Annotated in this window: 23 protein-coding genes; 8 read left to right on the top strand and 15 right to left on the bottom strand. The window is 72.2% G+C overall.

Annotated features, from left to right (window positions below; genetic code table 11):
* The first annotated feature begins 6 nt into the window (after positions 1-6).
* The gene (locus ACIA8L_RS41775) at positions 7-459 is read left to right on the top strand and encodes a response regulator (protein ID WP_395913479.1); all 453 of its coding nucleotides are present in this window, start codon (positions 7-9) and stop codon (positions 457-459) included.
* Positions 460-484: 25 nt separating this feature from the next.
* Here ACIA8L_RS41775 and ACIA8L_RS41770 read toward each other — a convergent pair whose 3' ends face one another.
* The 4 genes from ACIA8L_RS41770 to ACIA8L_RS41755 all read right to left on the bottom strand — a co-directional run bounded on the left by ACIA8L_RS41770 (position 485) and on the right by ACIA8L_RS41755 (position 2,727).
* Positions 485-820 (bottom strand): STAS domain-containing protein, encoded by a 336-nt coding sequence (locus ACIA8L_RS41770; RefSeq protein WP_395913478.1) that lies wholly within the window; start codon positions 818-820, stop codon positions 485-487.
* A gap of 196 nt (positions 821-1,016) precedes the next feature.
* The gene (locus tag ACIA8L_RS41765; RefSeq protein WP_395913476.1) at positions 1,017-1,832 is read right to left on the bottom strand and encodes an alpha/beta fold hydrolase; all 816 of its coding nucleotides are present in this window, start codon (positions 1,830-1,832) and stop codon (positions 1,017-1,019) included.
* A gap of 10 nt (positions 1,833-1,842) precedes the next feature.
* Complete coding sequence (locus ACIA8L_RS41760) at positions 1,843-2,211, bottom strand: response regulator transcription factor (RefSeq protein WP_395913474.1); 369 nt, start codon at positions 2,209-2,211, stop codon at positions 1,843-1,845.
* 81 nt (positions 2,212-2,292) lie between these two features.
* Complete coding sequence (locus ACIA8L_RS41755) at positions 2,293-2,727, bottom strand: hypothetical protein (protein ID WP_395913472.1); 435 nt, start codon at positions 2,725-2,727, stop codon at positions 2,293-2,295.
* Positions 2,728-2,912: 185 nt separating this feature from the next.
* Between ACIA8L_RS41755 and ACIA8L_RS41750 the strand changes: the two genes are divergently transcribed.
* The 7 genes from ACIA8L_RS41750 (at position 2,913) to ACIA8L_RS41720 (ending at position 10,017) form a co-directional block, all read left to right on the top strand.
* Positions 2,913-4,433: a DUF1996 domain-containing protein gene (locus ACIA8L_RS41750; protein WP_395913470.1), complete on the top strand. Its 1,521-nt coding sequence runs from the start codon at positions 2,913-2,915 to the stop codon at positions 4,431-4,433.
* A gap of 130 nt (positions 4,434-4,563) precedes the next feature.
* The gene (locus tag ACIA8L_RS41745) at positions 4,564-5,163 is read left to right on the top strand and encodes a hypothetical protein (RefSeq protein ID WP_395913468.1); all 600 of its coding nucleotides are present in this window, start codon (positions 4,564-4,566) and stop codon (positions 5,161-5,163) included.
* Between the two features lie 19 nt (positions 5,164-5,182).
* A complete protein-coding gene (locus ACIA8L_RS41740; protein WP_395913466.1) occupies positions 5,183-6,370 on the top strand; it encodes a sensor histidine kinase in 1,188 nt (395 codons plus the stop codon).
* The gene (locus ACIA8L_RS41735; RefSeq protein ID WP_395913464.1) at positions 6,367-7,017 is read left to right on the top strand and encodes a LuxR C-terminal-related transcriptional regulator; all 651 of its coding nucleotides are present in this window, start codon (positions 6,367-6,369) and stop codon (positions 7,015-7,017) included. Before ACIA8L_RS41740 ends, ACIA8L_RS41735 begins: the two co-directional genes overlap by 4 nt.
* A 47-nt stretch (positions 7,018-7,064) precedes the next feature.
* Positions 7,065-7,931, top strand: coding sequence for a fructosamine kinase family protein (locus tag ACIA8L_RS41730; protein ID WP_395913463.1), 867 nt, complete (start codon positions 7,065-7,067; stop codon positions 7,929-7,931).
* Between the two features lie 45 nt (positions 7,932-7,976).
* Positions 7,977-9,035 (top strand): DUF2855 family protein, encoded by a 1,059-nt coding sequence (locus ACIA8L_RS41725; protein ID WP_395913462.1) that lies wholly within the window; start codon positions 7,977-7,979, stop codon positions 9,033-9,035.
* 142 nt (positions 9,036-9,177) lie between these two features.
* Positions 9,178-10,017, top strand: coding sequence for a TIGR03619 family F420-dependent LLM class oxidoreductase (locus ACIA8L_RS41720; RefSeq protein ID WP_395913867.1), 840 nt, complete (start codon positions 9,178-9,180; stop codon positions 10,015-10,017).
* Positions 10,018-10,517: 500 nt separating this feature from the next.
* On the opposite strand, the gene ACIA8L_RS41715 is transcribed toward ACIA8L_RS41720, so the two are convergent.
* The 11 genes from ACIA8L_RS41715 to ACIA8L_RS41665 all read right to left on the bottom strand — a co-directional run bounded on the left by ACIA8L_RS41715 (position 10,518) and on the right by ACIA8L_RS41665 (position 22,198).
* A complete protein-coding gene (locus tag ACIA8L_RS41715; protein ID WP_395913460.1) occupies positions 10,518-11,198 on the bottom strand; it encodes a GntR family transcriptional regulator in 681 nt (226 codons plus the stop codon).
* Positions 11,195-11,992, bottom strand: coding sequence for a DUF4438 domain-containing protein (locus ACIA8L_RS41710; protein WP_395913458.1), 798 nt, complete (start codon positions 11,990-11,992; stop codon positions 11,195-11,197). The genes ACIA8L_RS41715 and ACIA8L_RS41710 overlap by 4 nt, the downstream gene beginning before the upstream one ends.
* Positions 11,989-12,846 carry a DUF4438 domain-containing protein gene (locus ACIA8L_RS41705; RefSeq protein WP_395913456.1) on the bottom strand — a complete coding sequence of 286 codons (858 nt, stop codon included), beginning with the start codon at positions 12,844-12,846 and terminating at the stop codon, positions 11,989-11,991. Before ACIA8L_RS41705 ends, ACIA8L_RS41710 begins: the two co-directional genes overlap by 4 nt.
* Complete coding sequence (locus tag ACIA8L_RS41700) at positions 12,843-14,186, bottom strand: TldD/PmbA family protein (RefSeq protein WP_395913454.1); 1,344 nt, start codon at positions 14,184-14,186, stop codon at positions 12,843-12,845. Before ACIA8L_RS41700 ends, ACIA8L_RS41705 begins: the two co-directional genes overlap by 4 nt.
* On the bottom strand, positions 14,186-15,652 hold the full coding sequence (locus tag ACIA8L_RS41695) for a TldD/PmbA family protein (protein ID WP_395913452.1): 1,467 nt from the start codon (positions 15,650-15,652) through the stop codon (positions 14,186-14,188). Before ACIA8L_RS41695 ends, ACIA8L_RS41700 begins: the two co-directional genes overlap by 1 nt.
* On the bottom strand, positions 15,649-16,779 hold the full coding sequence (locus tag ACIA8L_RS41690) for a Gfo/Idh/MocA family protein (protein WP_395913450.1): 1,131 nt from the start codon (positions 16,777-16,779) through the stop codon (positions 15,649-15,651). The genes ACIA8L_RS41695 and ACIA8L_RS41690 overlap by 4 nt, the downstream gene beginning before the upstream one ends.
* A 23-nt stretch (positions 16,780-16,802) precedes the next feature.
* Positions 16,803-17,729 carry an ABC transporter permease gene (locus ACIA8L_RS41685; RefSeq protein WP_395913449.1) on the bottom strand — a complete coding sequence of 309 codons (927 nt, stop codon included), beginning with the start codon at positions 17,727-17,729 and terminating at the stop codon, positions 16,803-16,805.
* Positions 17,730-17,819: 90 nt separating this feature from the next.
* Positions 17,820-18,719, bottom strand: coding sequence for an ABC transporter permease (locus ACIA8L_RS41680; protein ID WP_395913448.1), 900 nt, complete (start codon positions 18,717-18,719; stop codon positions 17,820-17,822).
* The gene (locus ACIA8L_RS41675; RefSeq protein ID WP_395913446.1) at positions 18,703-19,491 is read right to left on the bottom strand and encodes an ATP-binding cassette domain-containing protein; all 789 of its coding nucleotides are present in this window, start codon (positions 19,489-19,491) and stop codon (positions 18,703-18,705) included. Before ACIA8L_RS41675 ends, ACIA8L_RS41680 begins: the two co-directional genes overlap by 17 nt.
* The gene (locus ACIA8L_RS41670; protein ID WP_395913444.1) at positions 19,484-20,461 is read right to left on the bottom strand and encodes an ABC transporter ATP-binding protein; all 978 of its coding nucleotides are present in this window, start codon (positions 20,459-20,461) and stop codon (positions 19,484-19,486) included. The genes ACIA8L_RS41675 and ACIA8L_RS41670 overlap by 8 nt, the downstream gene beginning before the upstream one ends.
* A 114-nt stretch (positions 20,462-20,575) precedes the next feature.
* The gene (locus ACIA8L_RS41665; RefSeq protein WP_395913443.1) at positions 20,576-22,198 is read right to left on the bottom strand and encodes an ABC transporter substrate-binding protein; all 1,623 of its coding nucleotides are present in this window, start codon (positions 22,196-22,198) and stop codon (positions 20,576-20,578) included.
* Positions 22,199-22,212: the final 14 nt, after the last annotated feature.

Below are 22,212 nucleotides of genomic sequence, written 5' to 3'. Positions count from 1 at the left end.
GGCGCCATGCCGACCCCCGACCGTGCCGCCACGATCCTGCTCGTCGAGGACGACCCGGGCGACGAGCTCATGGCCCGGGAGGCGTTCGAGGACGACGCGCAGTCCAGCGAGCTGCACGTGGCCCGGGACGGCCAGGAGGCGCTCGACTTCCTCTACCGGCGCGGCCGCCACGCCGACGCGCCCCGGCCCGACTTCATCCTGCTCGACCTCAACCTGCCCCGCGTCGACGGCCGGCAGGTCCTGCGCCAGGTGAAGGCCGACGCGACCGTGGCCAGCATCCCGGTGGTGGTGCTGACGACGTCGAGCGCGGTCGAGGACGTGGCCGCCTGCTACGGGGCGCACACGAACGCATACATCACGAAGCCGCAGGGCTACGAGGAGTTCGTCGACGTGGTCCGCCAGATCAACCAGTTCTGGCTGGACACCGTCCGGCTCCCGGGCGCCGCCGCGGCCGCCTGATCCTGGCCGGGAAGCGAACCGGCGCTCAGTGCTCGATGGTGAGGACCGAGTCCAGCCCGGTCAGCGCCAGGACCCGGCTCAGCGTGGTGTCCGGGTTGCGCACGACGAACCGGCGCCCCTCGCGCAGCGCCTGCTTGTGGGCCCGGACCAGGGCCGCCACGCCGGACGAGTCGCAGTAGGCCAGCCCGCTCAGGTCCGCGACCAGCTCCGCCGCACCACCGGCGAACGCCTGGTTCACGGCCGCGGCGAAGTGCTCGGAGGAGTGGTAGTCCAGGGCACCGGACGCCACCAGCACGACCCCGCCCGGGCCCGCGGCAGCCGTGATCGTCAGCCCCGAGCCGGAACGTTGGTCACTGTTCATGAGAAGCGAAGCGTAACCCGCCCGGCCCGGGGCCGCAGCGCTGGACCCGGACCGGCTTCGCGGCCGCGCCCGGGCGGCGACAGGCCCGGATCCCCTCGCCCGGGCCGGCCCGACGGCGTTGCGCGGGTCGGCCCGCCCCGGGCGTGCGCACGCAGCGCGGTAGCCCGCTTACAACACCGGTGGCCGGGCGGCCACGCTACACCTGGTCCCTGCTCAGGAAGTCGGCGGTGACCGCGGCGAGCAGGGGCGACGCGAAAATCGTGTAGTGGGTCAGGCCGGGCAGGATGGCCAGGGCGTGGCCGCCCTTGGGCCGGCCCTCGCCCATCCAGCCGCCGTCGCGCAGGCCGCCGTCGAGCAGGCCGAACACCTCGACGTAGTGGCTCGGCGGGGCCATGTCGGCGTCGGCGGCCACGAACATGGTCGGGACCCGCAGGCCGGCGATCGCCTCGCGCAGGTCGAGCGGCTTCGCCATGAACTCGCCGATCTTGTCCAGCAGGCGCGGGAAGTCCTCCGGCCGCGGCGCGACCCGCTGGTAGTCCTGGTACATCGGGGTGTCCTTCATGAATTCGGCCGCGGCCCCGCTGACCTGGCCCTGCTGGGCCCGCATCTCGGCGTAGACGGCCTCGGTCCAGGCGTGCGCGGAGACCGCGACCAGCTTCGACACCAGCCGCGGGTGGTCGAGGGCGGTGCGCACGGCGACGCCGCCGCCGAGGGAGTAGCCGACGACGGCCGGGCGGTGCTCGCCCCGGTCGAGGCCGAGGTGGCCGATGAGCGCGGCGATGTCGGCCGCCATCGTGCCCAGGTCGAGGGGGCGGTCGACGTCGGCGGTGCGACCGTGGCCCTGCAGGTCGACGGTGATGACCTGGTGCCGCTCGGCCAGGGCCGGGATCACAGGCCCGAACATCTCGCCGGAGCCGAGGCCGCCGTGCAGCAGGATCAGCGGGCGGCCGGAGCCGTGCGTCTCGTAGTACAGGTTGATGCCGTTGACGTCCGCGTAGTTTCCGGTGCTCATGGACCCCACCCTAGGACAGCAGCAGGTCCTCCACGCTGGCCAGGAGGGTGCGGGCGGAGTACGGCTTCGCGAGGTAGGCGTCGGCGCCCGCCATCCGGCCGGCCAGCTCCGAGTCCATCTGGGTCTGCGCGGTGAGCATGATGATCGGGACGGCGACGGTCGAGGTGATCTGGCGCAGGGTGCGGCAGACCTCGATCCCGGACATGCCCGGCATCGACACGTCGAGCACGACCGCGTCCGGCGGGCGGCGCTGGATCAGGGCGATCGCCGACGGCCCGTCGTGGGCGGTCGCCACCTCGTAGCCGCCCTTGCGCAGCTGCGTGGCCATGAGCTCACGCAGGTCCTCGTCGTCGTCGACCGCGACGATGTACCCGGTCACATTGCCCCCTCGTGCGCTGTCCGGCCTTGATCGTCCAACGGCCGGGGTGCACCGGAGGGGCAATTCGGGTGCAAAACGGGGTCAGGCCGCCGGGAGGGCCTCCCGCTCGGCCAGCTCGACCAGCTCCAGGGAGTCCTCGCGGCCGATCCGGTGCTCGCAGAGGTATCCGAGCATCGACCAGGTGGCGTCGGAGACGTCCTGCGGGCCGTAGCCGTCGAGCAGCCCCTCCTCGCCGAGCTGCGTGCGCACCAGGGCCTCGGCGACGTCGGGCTTGACCTCGACGTCGCGGCCCATGGCGGCGACGAAGTCCGCGACTGCGTCCGGCGGGGTGTCCTCGTCGAAGAGGCTCCGCACGGCCAGGCGGATCGCGGCCGCCAGCACCTCGTCGTCGTGCTCGTCCGGCGGCAGCTCGGCCGCCTCCGCGGCCGCCGCCTCGTCGCCGCTCAGTAACGCGACGAACACGGACCCCACGCGCGACCGCGGCTCGAAACCGCTGTTCTCCCCCTCAGCGCCCATCCACCGAGCGTAACCCGCAGCGCGAGGGGTCGAGACCCCACAAACCGTGGCCGGAATCACCGCACCCCGGCCCGCGACTGCCCACGGATTGGGACCCGGACTGGGCCCAAAGGCCCAGGATCACCGGCCCGGCGATCACTAGCGTTCGGGTCGCGAAACTGGTGACCCTACGTACGGGAGTATCGATGACCCTGTCCCTTCGGCATCAGCCGCGGTCGCGGCTGTTCGTGCTGGCCGGCATCGCGGTGGCGCTCGTGGCGCTGCTCGGCTGGTTTGCCACCGGGCCGCTGCGCTCGGCCAGCGCCGACGCCGCGCCCGTGTCCCAGGGCAAGCCGGCGACCGCCTCCTCCAGCGAGGGCCGCGGCTACCCGGCCTCGGCGGCCGTGGACGGCGACGAGAAGACCCGCTGGTCCAGCGCGTTCAGCGACCCGCAGTGGCTGCAGGTCGACCTCGGCGCCCCGACCGCGCTGAGCAAGGTGGCGCTGCACTGGGAGCGGGCCTTCGGCACCGGGTACCAGATCCAGACCTCCGCCGACGCCGCCACCTGGACGACCGTGTACTCCACGACGACCTCCAAGGGCGGCCAGGAGACCGTCGCGATCTCCGGCACCGCCCGGTACGTGCGGCTCTACGGCACCGCCCGCTCCTCCGGCTACGGGTACTCGCTGTGGGAGTTCCAGGTCTACGGCACCTCCGGCGCCCCGGCGACGGCGACGGTCGGCCCGGTGACGACCGGCCCTTCCAGCCCCGGGCCCGTCCCGACCGGCACGGCGACCGCGACCCCCACCGGGACCGCACCGGCCGGCTGGGTCATGGCGCCGAATCCCGTCACGAACATCAAGCCCTCACACGCGGTACCCCCGAACAAAGGCGGTTTCCACGAATTCCAGGCCAACTGCTCGGTTTCGCGGACCAACCTGCAGGACGACCCGATCGTCTTCCCCGGGCTCGCCGGCGCGTCGCACATGCACACGTTCATGGGCAACACGACCACCAACGCCAACACCACCGTCGACTCCCTGACCAAGGGCTCGACGACCTGCAAGGCCAAGGGTGACCTGTCCGCGTACTGGATGCCGACGCTCTACAACGGCGACGTCGCGGTCAACCCGGAGGGCCTGCAGACCATCTACTACAAGACCGGTGTGCAGGACTACCGTACGATCCAGCCGTTCCCGAAGGGCCTGCGGTTCGTCGTCGGCAACGCCAAGAACACCGACGCCGACAAGTTCCTCGCCGCGACCGAGAAGGGCTTCGAGTGCGGCGACAGCTACGAGAACAAGAACATCCCGGTCAGCTGCCCGACCGACCGCTCGGTGAAGCTCAACATCCGCTACCAGGCCCCGAGCTGCTGGGACGGGCTGCACCTGGACTCGCCGGACCACCAGAGCCACATGGCGTACCCGGTCGACACGCACTCGGCGGCCGGCGTCGTCTGCCCCGATGACCACCCGGTCGCGGTGCCGAAGCTCGAGTTCAAGATGGCCTGGCCGGTCAACGGGGACATGTCGAAGGTGCACTTCGCCAGCGGCGCCGGCCCCACGTTCCACTACGACTTCGTCAACGCGTGGGACGACCGGACCCTCAAGGCGATGATCGACGGGTGCATCGTCGCGGCCCGCCAGTGCGACGCCCAGGGCCACGACGGGCGGGACGACCAGCAGCCCGCACCGTACGTGCTGAACAACAATTACGTGCTGCCGTAGTTCTTTCGAGCACCACGGCGCCGCCGTCCCGGCCTGGGGCGGCGGCGCCGTGGCGTATTCTCTGACGCCAGCGGGCCGCCCCGAAGAGCCGGCCGCAGGACCCGGATGGGCAGCGACTGGGAGCGTGGGCGTGCGGCAGTGGATCGGCGTGACGGCCGTCGCCGTGGGCATCGCCGCCGCCGCGATCGTCGTGCCGCCGCTCCTGCTGCCCGATCATGACAACGCCGACAAATCGCCCAACGCGGCCGAGCCGTCCCAATCGCTGTCCTTGTCGCCATCCGCGCAGCCGGCCGCGAGTGCCCGCCAGCCCGGTCCGAGCCCGAGTGCGACGGCGACGACGTCCGCGCCGAGTGGCTTCACCCCCATCTCCATCCAGGCCGAGGACCCGGCCAACAAGATCACCGGCGGGGCCTCGACGGTGGCGTGCGCGACCTGCCGTGGCGGCAAACGGGTGCGGTACATGTGCGCCGCCTGCACCCTCGTCGTGAAGGCCACACTGCCGAGCGCGGGCACCCGGACCGTGACCGTCTACTACGAGGCCGACGGCAACCGTTCGATCAAAGTGCGCGTCGGCGGGGGTACTCCACGTGCGTTCCTGGTCACGGGACCGGACTGGGCCGTGCCGCAGTCGTTCCGCTTCACCACCGAGCTGCCGGCCGGGGACGTGCAGCTGACCCTGTTCAACGACGACTCCCCGGCCCCCGATCTGGACGAGATTGTCATCGCCTGATCCTGGTAGCGTCCCTGCCGTGGTGAGTCCCGACCGTGCGGTCGCCGCGGCGGCGCTGACCCGCGCCGTGCTCATCGGCCGCGCGGTCGCGACGATGATCGCGGGCGCGGCGGGCCTGCTCCTCGTCGCCGACCGGTGGCGGATCGCCGAAGTCCTGGCCGTCGTGGCCGCCGGCACCGTCGTCCAGGTCGGCCTGCTCGCCCGGTGGCCCCGCCTGGCCGCCCGCCCGCTGCTCGCCCTGGCCGCCGACTCGATCCTGGTCCTGGCGGTGCTGGCGCTGGGCCGCGGCGACGTCGCGTACTTCTGCTTCGCGGCCGGCGCCGGAGCCCTCGCCGGGGTGCTGCTCGGGCTGTGGGCCGTGCCCGTCTGGATCGTGCAGGCCGCGGTGAGCTTCGCCGTCATCGGCGACGTCCTGCACCGCCTCGACCCGCCCGCCGAACTGGCCGCGTTCGTCGTCGCCCTCCCGGTCGCGGGTGCCCTGGCCGGCCTGGGCGCGTCGATCCTGACCTCGGCCCTGGCGCGATACCTGGAGCTGTCGCGCACCCTGGTCGCGTCGGCCCAGCGCTCCGCGGCCGCCGACGAGCGGGCCCGGCTCGCCCGCGAGCTGCACGACTCGGTGAGCAAGACCCTGCGCGGCGTCTCCCTGGCCGCCCTGGCCCTGCCGACCTCGCTGCGCCGCCAGCCGGCCCTGGCCGAGCAGCTGGCCGGCACCGTCGCCGAGGGCGCGACGGCGGCCGCCCGGCAGGCCCGCGAGCTCCTCGAGGCGATGCGCCTGGACGTGCCCGACCGTGACTTCGCCACCACCGTCCGCGAGCTCTGCGACGCCTGGAGCGCCGCCACCGGCATCCCCGTCCGGACCGTCCTGGAGCCGATCGACCCGCCGATCCCCGTCGGCTACGAGCTGAGCCGCATCGTCCGCGAGGCCCTGGCCAACATCGCCAACCACGCCTACGCCCAGCGGGTCGTGGTCCGCCTGGCCCAGACCCGCCGCGGCGTGCGCGTCGAGATCTCCGACGACGGCACGGGCTTCGCGGTGCCGCGCGACCTGTCCCGCCTGCAGACCGGCGGCCACTTCGGCATCGTCGGCATGGCCGAGCGGGCCGGCAACGTGGGCGGCGACCTGCACGTCGACTCCGCCCCCGGAGCCGGCACCACCATCACCGTCCGCGTCCCGCTGGGCGTCCACGCCGTGGACGGCGCGTCGTGATCAGCCTGGTCATCGTCGACGACAACCCGATCGTGCGGGCCGCGCTGCGCGGGATCGTCGAGGGCGACGACGACATGCGGGTCCTGGCCGAGGCCGCGAACGGCCGCGAGGGGCTGGCCGCGGTCCGGCGCTTCCAGCCGACCGTGACCCTGCTCGACCATCGCATGCCGATCGCGGACGGCCTGTCGGTGATTGCGACGCTCGCGCAGTACACCAGCGTGCTCGTCCTGACCAGTGACGACGACGCGGAGCTCATCGGGGGCATGCTGCACCAGGGTGCGCGCGGATACCTCGTGCACGGCGAGTTCGACCCACCGGAGCTGCTGCGCGCGGTTCGGGAGGTGGCGGGCGGCCGCGGCTGGCTGTCCCCGATCGCCGCCTCGGTCGCGGCCACGATGGTCCGCGACCAGCAGGCCCGGGAGCGGGTCCGGCACCAGCAGGTCCTGGCCCGCCGCCACTTCGGCCTCACCGACCGCGAGGAGGACGTGATGCGGCTGCTGTGCGAGGGCCTGTCCAACGCGTCCATCGCGCACCGCCTGCGGCTGACCGAGAAGACGGTGAAGAACCACCTCAACCACGTCTTCGCGAAACTCCAGGTCCGCAGCCGCACCGAGGCCGTCATCCGCTGGACCCACGGGGCCGGCTGAGCGCCGGCGGGCTCCCGGTGCGGCCGTCGCCCGTCTATCGTCGGGCGATGTTGCTGGAGCGGCTGCGGCGGGCCGGTATGGGAGACGTCGTCACGGTTGTGCCGGTGGGCGGCGGGATGGCGGCCCTCGCTGGGATCGCGTTCCGGCGCGGTGCCGAGGCGGTGTTCGTCAAGGCGTTCGCCGAGCCGCCGGACGACGACGTCTTCGCGGCCGAGGCCGAGGGGCTGGCCGCGCTGCGGGAGCTCGGCGGGGTGGCCACCCCCGAGGTGGTGCTGGCCGGCCGCGATGTGCTGGCCCTGTCCCGGCTGCGGCCGCGGCCGCACACCGGGGAGTTCTGGGAGCAGGTCGCGCATGCGGTTGCCGGGCTCCATATGGGTACTGTCAGTGACCGCTTCGGCTGGCACCGTGACAACTGGCTGGGGCGGCGGCGGCAGGTCAACGGCTGGGACGACGACGGGTTCGCGTTCTTCGCCCGGCATCGGCTGCTGCGGTGGCTGCCGGAGCCGAAGGTCGAGGCGGCGCTCGACGCCGGCGACCGGGTCGCGCTGGAGCGGCTCTGCGCGCGGCTGCCCGAGCTGCTGCCGGAGCGGCCCGCCTGCCTGACCCACGGCGACCTGTGGACCCAGAACGTCATGGCCACCGCGGACGGGCGGCCGGCGTTCATCGACCCGGCCGTGTCGTACATGTGGGCCGAGGTCGACCTGGCGCACGTGTGGACGACCGCGCCACCACCCGAAGCGGCGCGGTTCTTCGCCGTGTACGCCGAGCTGACCGGCCTCGACCCCGGCTGGCCGGAGCGCATGCCGATCCTGCAGCTGCGCCAGCACCTGGCCGTGCTGGCCCAGTTCGACGACGACTGGGGCGCGGCCGGGCACATCCGGGCCACCCTCGCCCCGTTCCGGGACCGCCGGTGAAATCGCCGATGCCGCCCGGCGGGCGCGACGGGCACAATGGCTCGCATGTGGGCGTTCGGAGTTGACCGGCACGAGCTCGATGTGACGACCATCGGCGCGGCGGACCCGCCCGAAGCCGGGGACGGCGAGGTGGTGCTGCGGGTCGACCGGGTCGGGATCACGGCCAACAACGTCACCTACGCGGTGCTCGGGGACGCCATGCGCTACTGGGAGTTCTTCCCGCCCGGCGCGGCCGGCCTCGAACCGCGGTGGGGGCTCGTGCCGCTGTGGGGGTTCGCCGAGGTCGTCACCTCGCGGCACGAGCAGGTGCGGGTCGGCGGGCGCGTCTACGGGTACCTCCCGCCGGCCGGGCACCTGCTCGTGCGGCCGGGGCGGGTCGACGACGCCGGGTTCCGGGACGAGAGCCCGCACCGGGCGGGACTGCCGTCGCCCTACAACGCATACCGGCTCACCACCGGCGACCCCGCCTACCGGCCCGACCGCGAGGACCTGCTCGTGCTGTTCCGGCCGCTGTTCTTCACCTCGTTCATGCTCGCCGACCAGGTGCTCGACCACGACGGGTACGGTGCCGAGCAGCTCGTCCTGTCGTCGGCGTCGAGCAAGACCGCCTACGCCACCGCGTTCGAACTGCTGGGCAAGGGGCCGCGGACCGTCGGGCTGACGGCGGCCGGGAACAAGGGCTTCACCGAGTCGCTCGGGTGCTACGACCTGGTGCTCGGATACGACGAGATCGCAGCGCTGCCGACAGTACCCACGACGTATCTGGATCTGTCCGGATCGGCCGCGACCCGGGACGCGCTCCAGAGCCACCTCGGGGCGCGGCTGACCAAGGACATCGCGGTCGGGCTCACCACCCGGTCGCCCAATGCTTTCGCCGCCGGTGAGGTGTTCTTCGCGCCGACGCGGATCCGCAAGCGGACCGTCGACTGGGGGCGCGACGGGCTCGACGCCCGGTTCGCCGCGGCCTGGGACCGGTTCGCGGAGGTGGCCGCGGGTTGGGTCGACGTCGCGGAAGGGCGCGGGGCGGAGGGGTTGCGGGCGGCCTGGCTCGAGGTCCTCGCCGGGAGGACGCCGCCGCGGGTCGGGCACGTCATCCAGGTGTGAGCGGTTCGGGGCCTTGCCGATCGGGGCCTATGCCGATCGGAGCCTTGCCGATCGGGGCCTTCGCCGATCGGGGCCGAGCGGGCCGGGCCGGCCGATCGGGGCTTGAGGTTCCAACGGTGTCAGGGTTTAGCGTGCTCGCGTGATGAGTTTCGCGGTGGCTTACAGCACGCCGACGTTCGGGGTCGACCCCGACCGGCTGGCCGCGTTCGCGCGGCACGTGGAGGCGTGCGGGTTCGAGGGGCTGTACGTGCCGGAGCACGTCGCGCTGTATCCGGGGGCCACGTTCGGCGGGCATCCGGTGCCGACGACACTGCCCTACGGCGACCCTCTGGACCTGCTGCTGTTCGCGGCCGCGGCCACCGAGCGGCTCCTCCTCGGCACCGGGGTGCTGCTCCTGCCCTATCACCACCCGGTCGTCCTCGCGAAGCGCCTGGCCACGATCGACCTGCTGGCGAAGGGCCGGCTGCGGCTGCTCACCGTCGGACTCGGCTCGCTGCCGGGCGAGGCCGCGGCCCTGGGCGTCGACTTCGCGTCCCGCGGACGCCGGGCCGACGAGGCGATCGACGTGCTGCGGCTGCTCATGAGCGGAGGCCCGGACGGCGTCAGCTTCGCCGGGGAGTTCTTCTCGTTCGACTCGCTGTGCAGCTTCCCGCAGCCCGCCACGCCCCTGCCGATCCACGTCGGGGGCTCGAGCCCGGCTGCGGCGCGCCGAGCCGGGCGCCGCGGCGACGGCTGGTTCCCGGGCGGACTGCTGCCACCGGACGAGCGACGGCGTCAGCTGGCGATCGCCCGCTCCGCGGCCACGGAGGCCGGGCGGGACCCTTCGGCGTTGCAGTACACCCGGTGGGGTTCCGCGACGATGGACGAGGAGACCCTGGACCGATTGCGGGACGAGGGCGTCACCCGGGTCGTCATCGGCGGGGAGGAGGACGAGCTGGAGCGGTTCGCTGAGCGCTTCATCGCCCGGCGCTCCGGCGGATGACGGCTCCACGGCATTGACCGGCAGTTCCGCGACTCGACGGATTCCGCGGTTCGACGGATTCCGCGACTCGACGGGTTCCGCGACTCGACGGGTTCCGCGACTCGACGGGTTCCGCGGTTCGACGGGTTCCGCGGTTCGACGGGTTCCGCGGTTCGACGGGTTCCGCGGTTCGACGGGTTCCGCGGTTCGGCGGTTCGCGGTTCGCGGTTCGGCGGAAGACGGTTTCGTGCCAGCCTCCGAGCGTCGAGCACGGCGAGCTCGTCCTGCACATGCCACTATCCGATGGCATCCCGCCGCAGCCGAGCGCCGCGCACAACATCGTGCCGCGCCACGGGGGTCTGGGTGGCCTTCACGTCCCGGCTGGTCGCCGGCGACACGGTCGAGCCGGTCGCCATCGCGCATCGCCTCGGTGCCGGCTCTCACGCTGACCCGGCCGGCCGGCCGCTGCTGGCGTAGATCGTGCGGGGGCGTGGGTGGAGGTGAAACTCGGAATAGCGGAGCTAGGCCGTGCCGGGCTTCGAGAGCAGCACCCCCGCCTCGGCCATGCTGTCCACCGCGCCCAGGTAGTGCTCCTCCAGCATCTGCACGATCTCCTCACCGGACCCGACCCGGAAGACGTCGACCACGTACTGGTGGCGGCGCACCGCCTCGTCCAGGCCGATGTGCTGCCGGTCGATCGACGAGCGCATCAGCGCCCCCATCTGCGCGTCCAGGGTCCGCCACAGCGCGGCCAGGCGCTGCTTGCCGGCGGCGTCGATGATGCAGCCGTGAAACTCGGTGTCCAGGTCGATCATGGTGGCCACGTCGCTGTCGGCGGCGACGTCGGCCATCCGGTCGACGACGGCCTGCATGCGGCCGAGGACGTCGTCCTTGTTGCCGGTGATGCAGCGGACCGCGCCGGCCTCCAGGACGAAGCGGGCATAGCAGGCGTCCCGGATGTCCTCGTAGGACATCCGGGTCACGACGCTGTGCCGCCGCGGCGAGATGTCGACCAGGCCGTCGACGCTCAGCTGGCGCAGCGCCTCGCGGACGGTCGAGCGGCTGACCCCGAGCTCCTCGGCGAGGGGGGCCTCGACGAGGCGCTGCCCGGCGGTGAACTCGTTGTTGAGGATCTTGCGCCTCAGCACGAGATACACCGCCTCGGGCAGCGACCGGTGCAGGAAGTTGGCGGGGTCGGTCATGGCCGGAAGTCTAGGTCGTCGGCGCGCAGGCCGAGGTGCTGGTCACCGTCGACGTGCACGGTCAGCGCGGCGGCGGGCCCGCACAGCAGCGGCATGAGCCCGGGTCCGTGGCCGGGCTGGGGGCTCCCGCCGTGCACGATGACGCCGACGGTCCGCCACCCCCGCCGATAGCCGGCGTTGTGCCGCACATCAAGGTCGTCAATGGCCACAAAATCCCCCAAACATAATCCATCTGGTACCTCCTGAAGGTCGAGGTCCCACATCTGCGCCGGACGGCCGATCCCGTTGCCCACCACGGAGGACGGCACGATCCCCCGCACTCCCAGTGGCAGCTCCAGCCGCGGCAGCATCCGGGGATCCACATTCAGCACCGAAAGTCCGGGTAGCGTTGCGCCCTGCCCGTGCGCGCGAACGGCGATCGCGTCGCCCGGCAACAACAACCGCAAAACGTCGTCGGGGAAGACGACGATCACCCGGCCCTCCTCGCCGCGCTTGCCCAGGACCGTGCCCCGCGCACCGGCGGCCGCCCCGGTCCGGACCACGGCGTCGTTGCCAAGGCACGCGAACGCGGTCAGCGCGTGCCGGGCCGCCTGGTCGCGGTGTTCGAGGGTGACGCCGGGCGCGACGTGGTCGGCGTCATGGGCGAGAACCGAATCTCCCAGGTGTACTCCGAGCACGACGCCCGAGGTCCCGATGGGCACATAGGGTGCACCGTCGGCGTCGACCAGGTAGGGCGAGGAGCCCATGACCGGCGCCTCCACCACCCCGGTCAGGTTCATGGCCACGGTCGTCACAGGAACGCTCCTAGGTTGGCGTCGGCGTCGTCGACGACACGGAACGCGTCGGCCGGGCCGCTGAGGATGGTGCTGGGGCCGGGGCCGTGGCCGAAGAGGCGGCAGTGGCCCGTGCTGATGACGCCGACGGTGACGTATCCGCGGCGGAACCCGCGCCCGAAGCGGTGGTCCTGGTCCTCGAGGACGACGAGGTCGCCGAGGCGGAGGGACTCCAGGCCCAGGGAGAGGTCCTCGGCCTGCCCGGCGTAGGCGCCCATCAGGTCGGTGTTGGCGAACTCCGACACCATCCCGGCCCCGGCTCCGACCGCGGCGGCCGGCACCCGGGCCGCGACCCCGACCTCGAGACGTCCGTCGTCGCGGGTGCGGATCGGCAGTGCGTCCAGTACCCCCGGATCCAGGTTCTTCACCACGATGTCCGGATGGTCGGTGAGCTTCAGGCCCTGCCCGCGGGCGGCGACGCTGACCCGGTCCCCGGAGCTGACCAGTGCGAGCTGCTCCTCCGGCAGGTCCACGAGCACATACGCGTGCTGCCCGGTGACCCGCCCGGTCGCGCCGGTCGCCGGCCCGCTGCGCACGGTGACGACGTTGCCGACGCACGACAGGAACTGCAGCGCCATGTTCGCACCGGGGTCGGCGGCTCGCACGGAGAGGCCGGGCTCGAGGTGATCACTCGAATGACCGACAGCCGGATCCCCCGGGTGCGCGCCGAGCGTGACCCCGCCCATGCCGGGCAGCAGGAACGGGGTGCCGTCGGCGTCGACGCGATACCCGTGCCGGTCGGCCAGGGCCGGCCAGACCTCGCCGGCCAGGATCTGGGTCACCAGGCGGTCGCGGTTGGTGCGCACGGTGCTCACGTGGCCGCTCCGAACCGGAACCCGTGGCCGCGCAGGGCGGGCGCGCTGACGGCACCGTTCCAGACGTTCATGACCGGCTGCGAACGCACCTGGGAACCGACGCCGTCGACGGTGGCCAGGAGGTCGAGGACGGAGTGCGTGAACCGGGCTCCGGCGACGGGCGCGGCCAGGCGGCCGTTCTCGATCAGGAAGCAGCCGTCGCGGCTGACGCCGGTGATGGTCCCGGCGACCCGGTCGACGAGCCGGGTGTACCAGAACCGCTGCACGTAGACGCCCCGCTCGACGCCGGCGATGAGCTCCTCCTCGGTGCGGTCGCCCGGGCTGAGGACGATGTTCGCGGCGACCGGGCTCGGCGGCTCCTCCCGCGCCACGTGCGCGTGGCCGGTGGGGGCGGTACCCAGGAGCCGGGCTGTGTGCAGGTCCGTGACGGCGGCACCGACGACTCCTTCGGTGAGCATCGGCACCCGCGACTTCGGGGTGCCCTCCAGGTCGAACCCGATCGGCAGCCCGTAGGGCGCGGTGGCGTCGTCGGCGACGGTGACGAGGGTGGACGCGACCCGCTCCCCCGCCCGCCGCGCGACCAGGCCGACGCCGGCCGCGGCCAGATCCCCGCCGAACCCGAACGCCTCCAGGAAGCCGAGGAGCTCCCCGGCGGCCTGCGGGCCGAGCACGACGGTGTAGTGCCCGTCCGGCAGCGGCCCGCGGCCCCGCCCGGCGACGGCCTCGCGGATCGTCCGGGCCACCGACTCCCCGGCGTTGAGCGCGCCGACGGAGCGGTGCAGGTCGATCCAGTGCGAGGTGCCCTCGTCGACGGTGGCGGTGAGGGTCCCGATCGCCTCCGTGGCCCGGGTCTGGTGGGCGACGCCGTTGCTGTTGACGACGGCGAGCTCGGTGACGGCCCGGCCGAACATTCCGGCCGCGTGCCCGCCGGCCGCCTCGGCCCGGCGCATGGTGTCCCCGGCGAGGGCCGAGCGGGCGCCGGCGTCGAACGCGGCCGTGTCGTCGTGCCACAGCTCGAGCTCCGGCGCGGCGGCCGGCTCGGCGATGGTCGCGGTGCCGGGCTGCCCCGCGCGCTCGGCGAGGGCCCGGGCCAGCTCGGCGGCGCGGGTGACGGCGGCGGCGAGACCGCCGGGCACACCGGTGGCGGCCCGGGCGGCGTGGCCGTCGACGAGGGCCCGGACGGTGTACTGGGTCTCGGTGATGTCCTGGGGCTGGTGCACGCGGCCGCCGGCGAAGCGGGTGTACTCGCCGGCCTTGCCCAGCAGCGCGATCTCGACCGCGTCGGCCGCGGCCCCGGCCAGCGCCGACCGCAGCCGATCGAGGTCAACCGGTCCGGTCATCACGCCACTCCGATCTGCAGGTCGCGGACCAGCATCGGGGCGGCGCCGTGGCTGAGGAAGCCCCACTGCTTCGGCTCGCCCTTGCCGCACGGGTAGCCGAACGCGTGGAACTCCGACGGGCCGGCGACCGCCTCCACGGAGCCCCAGAACCGCGGGGTGACGCCGCCGTAGGAGAAGTTCTTGAGGAGCCGCCCCCGCTTGCCGTTCTTCACCTCGTAGGCGACCTCGGTGCCGAACTGGAAGTTGAGCCGCTGGTTGTCGATCGACCAGCTGCGGTTGTCGTCGATGTAGTAGCCGTCGCCGAGCCGGGCCAGGAGGTCGTCGAGGGTGCCGCCGTCGCCGGGCTGCAGGAACACGTGGGTGGCGAAGCACACCGGGAGGTACCCCCAGCCGTCGGAGCGGGCGGCGCCGGTCAGCGCGAGGCCGGCCCGGGCCGCGGAGTCCCGGTTGGACAGGGTGTTGGTGACGATGCCGGCGTCGATCAGGTGGGTACCGCGGGCCGGTGTCCCCTCGTCGTCGAACGCGAACGAGCCGCGGGTGCCGGGCACGGTCGGGTCGGAGGTGATGGTGACGGCCGGCGAGCCGTACCGCAGCGACCCCACATCGGACGGCTTGATGAAGGACGTCCCGGCGTAGTTGGCCTCGTCGCCGAGCATCCGGTCGAGCTCGAGGGCGTGCCCGCAGGACTCGTGGATCTGCAGCGACACCTGCTGGGCGCCGATGATGACGTCGGCGGGCCCGGCCGGGGCGACGGGCGCGGTCAGCAGCCGCACGGCCTCGTCCCCGACCCGGGCCGCGTTCTCCAGCATGCGCAGCGAGGCGAGGTACTCCCACCCGGCCGCCGCGGTGTTGCCGTGGAACGAGTTCGGGTAGCTGCGCCGCTGCACGTCACCGTGGCCGCTGGCGGTCACCATGAGCATCGCGCCGGTCTCGGTGAAGTGCTGGTGCTGGCGGGAGCCCTCGGTGTCGGCGTAGTGCCGGTGCTGCCGCTTGGCGTTGATCCCGGCCTGGGCCGCGGCCACCTCGGCGGGCGCGGACGCGGCGGCCAGCCACGCCGCGAGGAGCTCCTGCCGCTCGGCCGGTGCGACCGCGAACGGGTCCTGCTCGACGACGGTCTCGTAGCGCCCGCCGGCCGGCTCCCGCGGCGGCAGGTCGGTCGGCTTCCCGTGCCCGGCCAGGGCGACGGCGACCCGGTGGGCCTGGGCCGCGGCCGCGGCGGCGTCGGACTCCTCGGCCAGGGGGCGGGCGGCGAAGCCCCACTGCCCGTCCACGAGCACGCGGACGCCGATGCCGATGTTGGCCTCGATCCGCTCGTCGGGGTCGGCGCCCTTCTGGAGGTACGACCGCAGCTCCTCGGCTTCGATGAGGCGGGCGTCGGCGAACCGCACCCGGCCGGCGACCGCGCCGAGGGCCGAGTCGAGGATGCGTGCCGCCGTGGTGTCGTCGGCGAGCGATCCCCAGGTCATGCGGCTTCCTCGGTCAGGGGCAGGTTCACCCACGCGCGGGTGCGGAACGAGCGCTCGAAGGCGTTGATGGTCTCCTGGACGAGCGCGCCCTGCCCGAAGTCACCCTGGTTGCGCGGGTTGCCGGACAGGATCTCGGTGGTGAAGTCGGCGCAGAGGTTGGAGTAGAACAGGAAGTCCCAGTCCTCGCGGGAGTGCCCGCCCTCGGGGAAGAACTCCTGCGGGATCTCCCGCTCGACGAACTCGACCTCCTGGCGGGTCGCGGTCTTGATGGTCTGGCAGATGCCGAACTCCTCGACCAGCCGCACGATGATGGCGCCCTCGGAGCCGTAGATGCGGGCCTCGATGCCGGGGAAGTTGCCGACGGTGACGTAGGAGGACTGGATGGAGGCGAGCAGGCCGCCGCCGAACTCGGCGATCCACATGTCGCCGTCGTCGATGTTGAGCCGCTGCATGAGGCCGGTGTCGCGGACCACCCGCTCGGGCACGAAGTTGCGCATCGTCCCGACGACGGACTGCAGGTCGGTGCCGGCCCACCAGTGCATGATGTCGATGATCGGGGCGCCGTAGCCCTCGATGGAGGAGGTGGCGATGACGTCCGGGTCGGCGTCCGGGTCGTACTGGCGCATCGGGGTGGCCGGGTCGATCCACTGGCTGTTCTGCTCGTAGCCGTTGAAGACGTACGGCTGCCCGACGAACCCGGAGTCGATGAGGTGCTTGGCGTACTGGATCGCCGGCGCGTAGCGGAACGTGAAGCCGAGCTTGGTCTTGAGCCCCTTGGAGCGGGCCAGCTCCGACAGCGCCCGGGTCTGCTTGTAGTCGTGGTGCACCGGCTTCTCGCACAGCACGTGCTTGCCGGCGTCGAGGGCGGCGGCGGAGATCTCGAAGTGGGCCCGGTTGGCGGTGGCCACGTCGATGACGTCGATGCCGGGGTCGTCGAGCAGCTCGCGGTAGTCGGTCACCCGCTTGGCCACGCCGAACTGCTCGCCGGCCTCGTCGAGCATGGCCGCGTCGGTGTCGGCGATGGCCACGACCTCGGCGCGGGGGTCGCGCTGCCAGCCGGGAATGTGCGCGCGCTGGGCCCAGCGGCCCGAGCCGATGACGGCCACACGCAGTTTCTGGTCACTCATTGGGGGGTCGGTCCTTTCCAAAGCTAACGCCGCACGCGGGGATCGATTGCGGCGTAGGCGAGATCTACGAGGAGGTTCATGAGGACGATGAAGAACGCGGCGAACAGCACGGCGCCGGTGATCATCGGGATGTCGAGGGTGCCGATGGCGTCGAAGGTGAGCTTGCCGATGCCGGGCAGGCCGAACACGGACTCGATGACGACGACGCCGCCGAGGAAGTAGCCGAGGTCCATGCCGAGCATCGTCAGCAGCGGGCTGAGGACGTTGCGCAGGCAGTGCCGCAGGAGCACGACCCGCTCCGGCATGCCTTTGGCCCTGGCGGTCTGCACGTAGGGGCTGCGGAGGGCCTCGAGCATGTTGGTGCGGGTGAGCCGGGCGTACCAGGCGGCGCCGCCGAGGCCGAGCGTGAAGCCGGGGAGGATCAGGTAGTTGAGGTACGGCGACTCGTATCCGCTCAGCGGGAAGACGCTGCTCTTGTAGGCGAGGGCGTACAACAGCAGCAGTCCGAGCCAGAACGGTGGCGCCGACAGGCCGACGAGCGACGTGAGCGTGACCGTGCGGTCCAGGACGCCCTTGGGCCGGTAGGCGGCGATGATGCCGGCCGGCACGCCGAGCAGGACCTCGAACAGCACGCCCAGCAGCGCCACGGCCGCGCTCACCGGCAGGGCCCGCCAGATGGCCTCGCCGACGGAGGTGCCCTGCAGGGCGTAGCTGGTGCCGAGGTCGCCGTGGATGACCTGGCGCAGGTAGGTCCAGTACTGGTAGCCGAGGCTGCGGTCGAGGCCGAGCTGGGTGTGGATGGAGGCGACGGTGGCCGCGCTGGCGTTGGGGCCGGCGATGAGCCGGGCCGGGTCGCCGGGGACGACGTGGGTCATGAAGAACGCGAGGGTCACGACGCCGAACAGCACGACGATCGCCTGCGGCAGCCGGCGCAAGAGGAAGCGGCTCATGCCGTCACCTCCGCAAGCTCCGGCGCCGGCCTGAGCTCCACGCTGCAACATTGATGAGCGGCCTCTCCGCTTCGCTTCGAACCACTCATGTCAGCGGCGCTCCGGGGCGGTCGGGTCGAGCAGGTCGCGCAGCCAGTCGCCGGCGAGGTTGAACGACAGCACGGTCAGCAGCAGTGCGATGCCGGGGAAGAACAGCAGCCAGGGCGCGATGGTGAAGTACTCCTTGCCCTGCTCGATCATCTGGCCCCAGGACGGGTCGGGGACGGGCACGCCGACGCCGAGGAACGACAGCGACGCCTCGATGAGGATGGAGGAGGCGACGCCGAGGGTGGCGTACACGATGATCGTCGGGACCAGGTGCGGGAACAGGTGCCGGCGCATGATCCGCCAGTGCGACAGGCCGAGCGTCCGGGCCGCGACGATGAACTCGCGCTCCTTCAGCGACAGCACCAGGCTGCGGATGATCCGGGCCAGGGCCGTCCAGTAGATCAGCGCGATGACGATGACGACGTTGCGCGCGCTCGGGCCGGTGACCGAGATCAGCGCGATGCAGAACAGCAGGATCGGGAACGACATGACGACGTCGGTGATCCGCATGAGCACCGTCTCGACCCAGCCGCCGAGGTAGCCGGCGACCAGCCCGACGAGCACACCGAGGACGGTCGCCAGGCCGTTGGCGAGGATGCCGATGACCAGCGAGACCCGGGCGCCGTAGAGCAGCCGGGACAGCACGTCGCGGCCGTTGGGGTCGGCGCCCAGCGGGAACCCGCCGCCCGGGCCGACCGGCGCCCCGGTGACCTCCAGGCCCTCCGGATAGGTGGTCAGCGGCGGATGCGGGGCCAGCAGCGGGGCCAGGATCGCGGCCAGGGCCAGCAGGACCAGCAGGACGATGGACACCAGCGCGGGCCAGTCGTGGCGCAGGCTGCGTCGCGCCCGCCGCCAGAATCCGGGCGCGGCGACCTCGGTGCCGACCTCAACGGGAAGGGTCACGGCGTTGCCTCCTTCCGGAGCCGGGCTCAGGAACAGCTGCGATAAGGCTTCGGGTGTACTGGTGGGAAGGCGCGGCGAACACCGAAGCGCTCGGACCCGTCTCGACGATCCGGCCGCCCTGCATGATCGCGATGTCGTCGGCCATGAACCGCAGCGTCGACATGTCGTGGGAGATGAACAGGTACGCCAGGCCGTCGGCCTCCTGCAGGTCCTTGAGCAGGTTGAGGATCTGGGCCCGCACGGAGACGTCGAGGGCCGACACCGCCTCGTCGCACACGAGGACCTGCGGCCGCACCGCCAGGGCGCGGGCGATGGAGACCCGCTGCCGCTGGCCACCGGAGAGCTGGTGCGGATACCGCCCGGTGAACCCGGCCGGCAGCCCGACCCGCCCGAACAGCTCCCGGACCCGGATCGTGTGATCGGGGCGGGGCACGCCCGCGGCGACGAGGGCCTCGGTGACGTTCTCGCCGACGGTGAGCCGCGGGTTGAGCGAGTCGTACGGGTCCTGGAACACCATCTGCATGTGCCGCCGGAACGTGCGCAGCGCGCCGCCGTTGAGCTTGGTGACCTCCTGCCCGCCGATGCGCACCGAGCCGCCGGCGGGGTCGACGACCCGCATGATGGCCCGGGCCACGCTGCTCTTGCCGGAGCCCGACTCACCGGCCAGGCCCAGCGTCCGGCCCGGCTCGATGGCGAAGCTCACGGCGTCGACGGCGACGCGCTTGCGGTAGGCGACGGTGAGGTCGCGGACCGCCACCGCGTGCTCAGGCATCGGTGCCCTCCAGCGGGAAGTGGCACGCGGCCGACACGCCGGGCTTCTTGGACTCCAGCCGCGGATCGACCGTGCGGCACAGGTCCTGCGCGCGCGGGCAGCGGTCGGCGAAGGCGCACTGCCCGGCCGGGACGCCACCGAACGGCGGGGCGCCCGGGATCGTCGGCAGCCGCCGCGGCAGCTCGCCGCGTAGCCGCGGGATCGAGTCGAGCAGCGCCCGCGTGTAGGGGTGCGCCGGGCGGGCCACGATCTCGTCGGTCGGGCCGGACTCGACGACGCGGCCCGCGTACATGATGAGGATCCGGTCGCAGAAGCTGGACACGACGCCGAGATCGTGGCTGATCAGGATGGTCGCCGTGCCGTGCGAGTCGGTGAGCTCGTCGAGCAGGTCGAGCACCTGGGCCTGCACGGTGACGTCGAGGGCGGTGGTCGGCTCGTCGGCCACGATCAGCCGCGGCGTGCAGGCGGCCGCGATCGCGATACAGACCCGCTGTCGCATACCACCGGAGAACGCGTGGGGGTACTCCTTGAGCCGCCGTTCGGCATCGCCGATGCCGACGGTCCGCAGCAGCCGCGCCGACTCCTCCCGGGCCGCCGCCTTGCCGAGCCCGCGGTGGTGCCGCAGGCCCTCGGCGAGCTGGGTGCCGATCCGCAGCAGCGGGTTGAGGCTCGACATCGGGTCCTGGAAGACCATGGCGATGTCGGCCCCGCGCCACCGGGCCAGGCGCTTGGCGTCGAACGTCAGCACGTCGTCGCCGTCGAAGCGGATCCGCCCGCCGACGCCCGCGGCCGGCGGCAGGAGCCGCATGACGGCCTGCGCGGTCACGGACTTGCCGGAGCCGGACTCGCCGACGATGCCGACCCGCTCGCCGGCCGCGACCGCGAACGAGACGCCGCGCACGGCGGCGGAGCGCTCGCCGTCGCGGTCGAAGTCGACGGTGAGGTCGTCAACCTCGAGAAGCGTTGTCACATCGATGTCCTCATTTCAGGCGACACAGGCCTCGTCGTTCCAGACGCGATCGGCCGGCGGCGGCTTCAGCCCCGCCGGGGACCTTTTCGCAAAGCCCCCGGCGGGAGTACCGGGTCAGCGACTGGCGGTGCCCGTCGTCTTCCAGTAGTTGGTCATGTCCCAGCCCCAGATCGGCTGCGAGTGGTAGCCGCCGACGGTCTTGCCGAACACCTCGGTCTTGGAGCCGTAGTAGAGCGGCACCACCGGGTTGTCGGCCAGCATCGCCTTCGTGGCCTGCACGTAGATCGCCGTGGCGGCGTCGCTGTCCTTGGCCGCGAGGGCCTGGTTGACCAGGTCGTCGACGTTCTTGTTGCAGTAGAACGGGTAGTTCTGCCCGCCCGGGATGGCCGCCGCGCACGACAGCAGCGCCTGGTAGAAGTCGCTGGCGTCGGGGTAGTCGGCGACCCAGAACGTCAGCGTCATCGGGGCCTTGTCCGGGGTGCCGGCGAGGTCGAAGAACGCGCTCTGCTGGATCGGCTTCGCGTCGACCGTGATGCCGATCTTGCCGAGGTCCTGCTGCAGCTGGGGCAGCAGCGCCGTCCACGGCGACGTGTTCCAGGAGTACATCGTGGTCGACAGGCCGTTGGGGTAGCCGGCCTCGGCGAGGAGCTGCTTGGCCTTCGCGATGTCCTGGTCGTGGACGAGCTTGTCCTTGGTGTAGCCGGTGATGCCGGGCGGCAGGTACTCGTTGGCGACGGTGCCCTGGCCGGCGACCAGCTTCAGCAGGAAGTTGCGGTCGAAGGCGTACGACACCGCCTCGCGCACCTTCGGGTTGTCGAACGGCGCCATCTTCGTGTTCATGGTGACGTAGTAGGTCGACGGCTTCACGATCGTCTTGATCTGCGGCTTGAGGGCCGCGTCGCCCGCGACGGAGAGGTAGTCGGCGGCCGGGATCGGGTCGCCCATCAGGTCGATGGTGCCCTTCTGCAGCGACAGCAGCTGCACGTGCGGGTCGACGCCGAGCTTCTCGACGACCTTGTCGACGTACGGCTTGGGCGCGGCCCAGTACTTCGCGTTGCGGTTGACGACGATCTCCTGGCCGGGCGTGAAGTGGTCCATCACGAACGGGCCGGAGCCGACCGGCTTGCTCGCCGAGCCCGACTCGATGACCGACGCGTGCGGCATCGCCAGGACGTACTTGAACGAGCTGTTAGGCGCGGTGAGCTTGATCTGCAGGGTGCTGTCGTCGGTCGCCGAGATCCCGGCGAGGGAGCCGGACGGGGCCTTCGCGTAGTCGGCGGCGCCTTCGATCCCGGTCCAGAAGCTCTGCACCGGCGACTTCGTGGCCGGGTCGAGGATCCGGGTGAACGAGGAGACGAAGTCCTTGGCGGTGACCGCCTTGCCGTCGCTGAACGTCATGCCCGAACGGATCTTGATGGTGTATGTGAGTCCGTCCGCACTCACTTCGGGCAGGGCGGTCGCGGCCTGGGGCTCGATGTTCATGGTGTCGCCGACGTAGTCGTAGAGCCGGTCGTACAGCATGCGCATGTTGTTCCAGCAGGTGGCGTCGTAGCACACCGCCGGGTCGAAGGTCTTGGGGTCGCTCTGGTAGGCCACGGTCATGGTGCCGCCGTAGCGGGCCTGGTCGCCGCCGCCGGAGCTCTGGGTGGAGTCCTTGGCGTCGCCGCCGCAGGCCGCGGTCAGGGCGACCACGCCGGCGGTGAACGCCGCCAGGAGGATTTTCGGCTTGGAAGGCATCTGCGCCTCCTTCG

It is taken from the genome of Dactylosporangium sp. NPDC051541 (assembly GCF_044454505.1).
In the GTDB taxonomy this organism is placed as follows: domain Bacteria; phylum Actinomycetota; class Actinomycetes; order Mycobacteriales; family Micromonosporaceae; genus Dactylosporangium.
The sequence above is the reverse complement of the archived record's forward strand: the minus strand, read 5'-3'. Positions and strand labels throughout refer to the sequence as shown.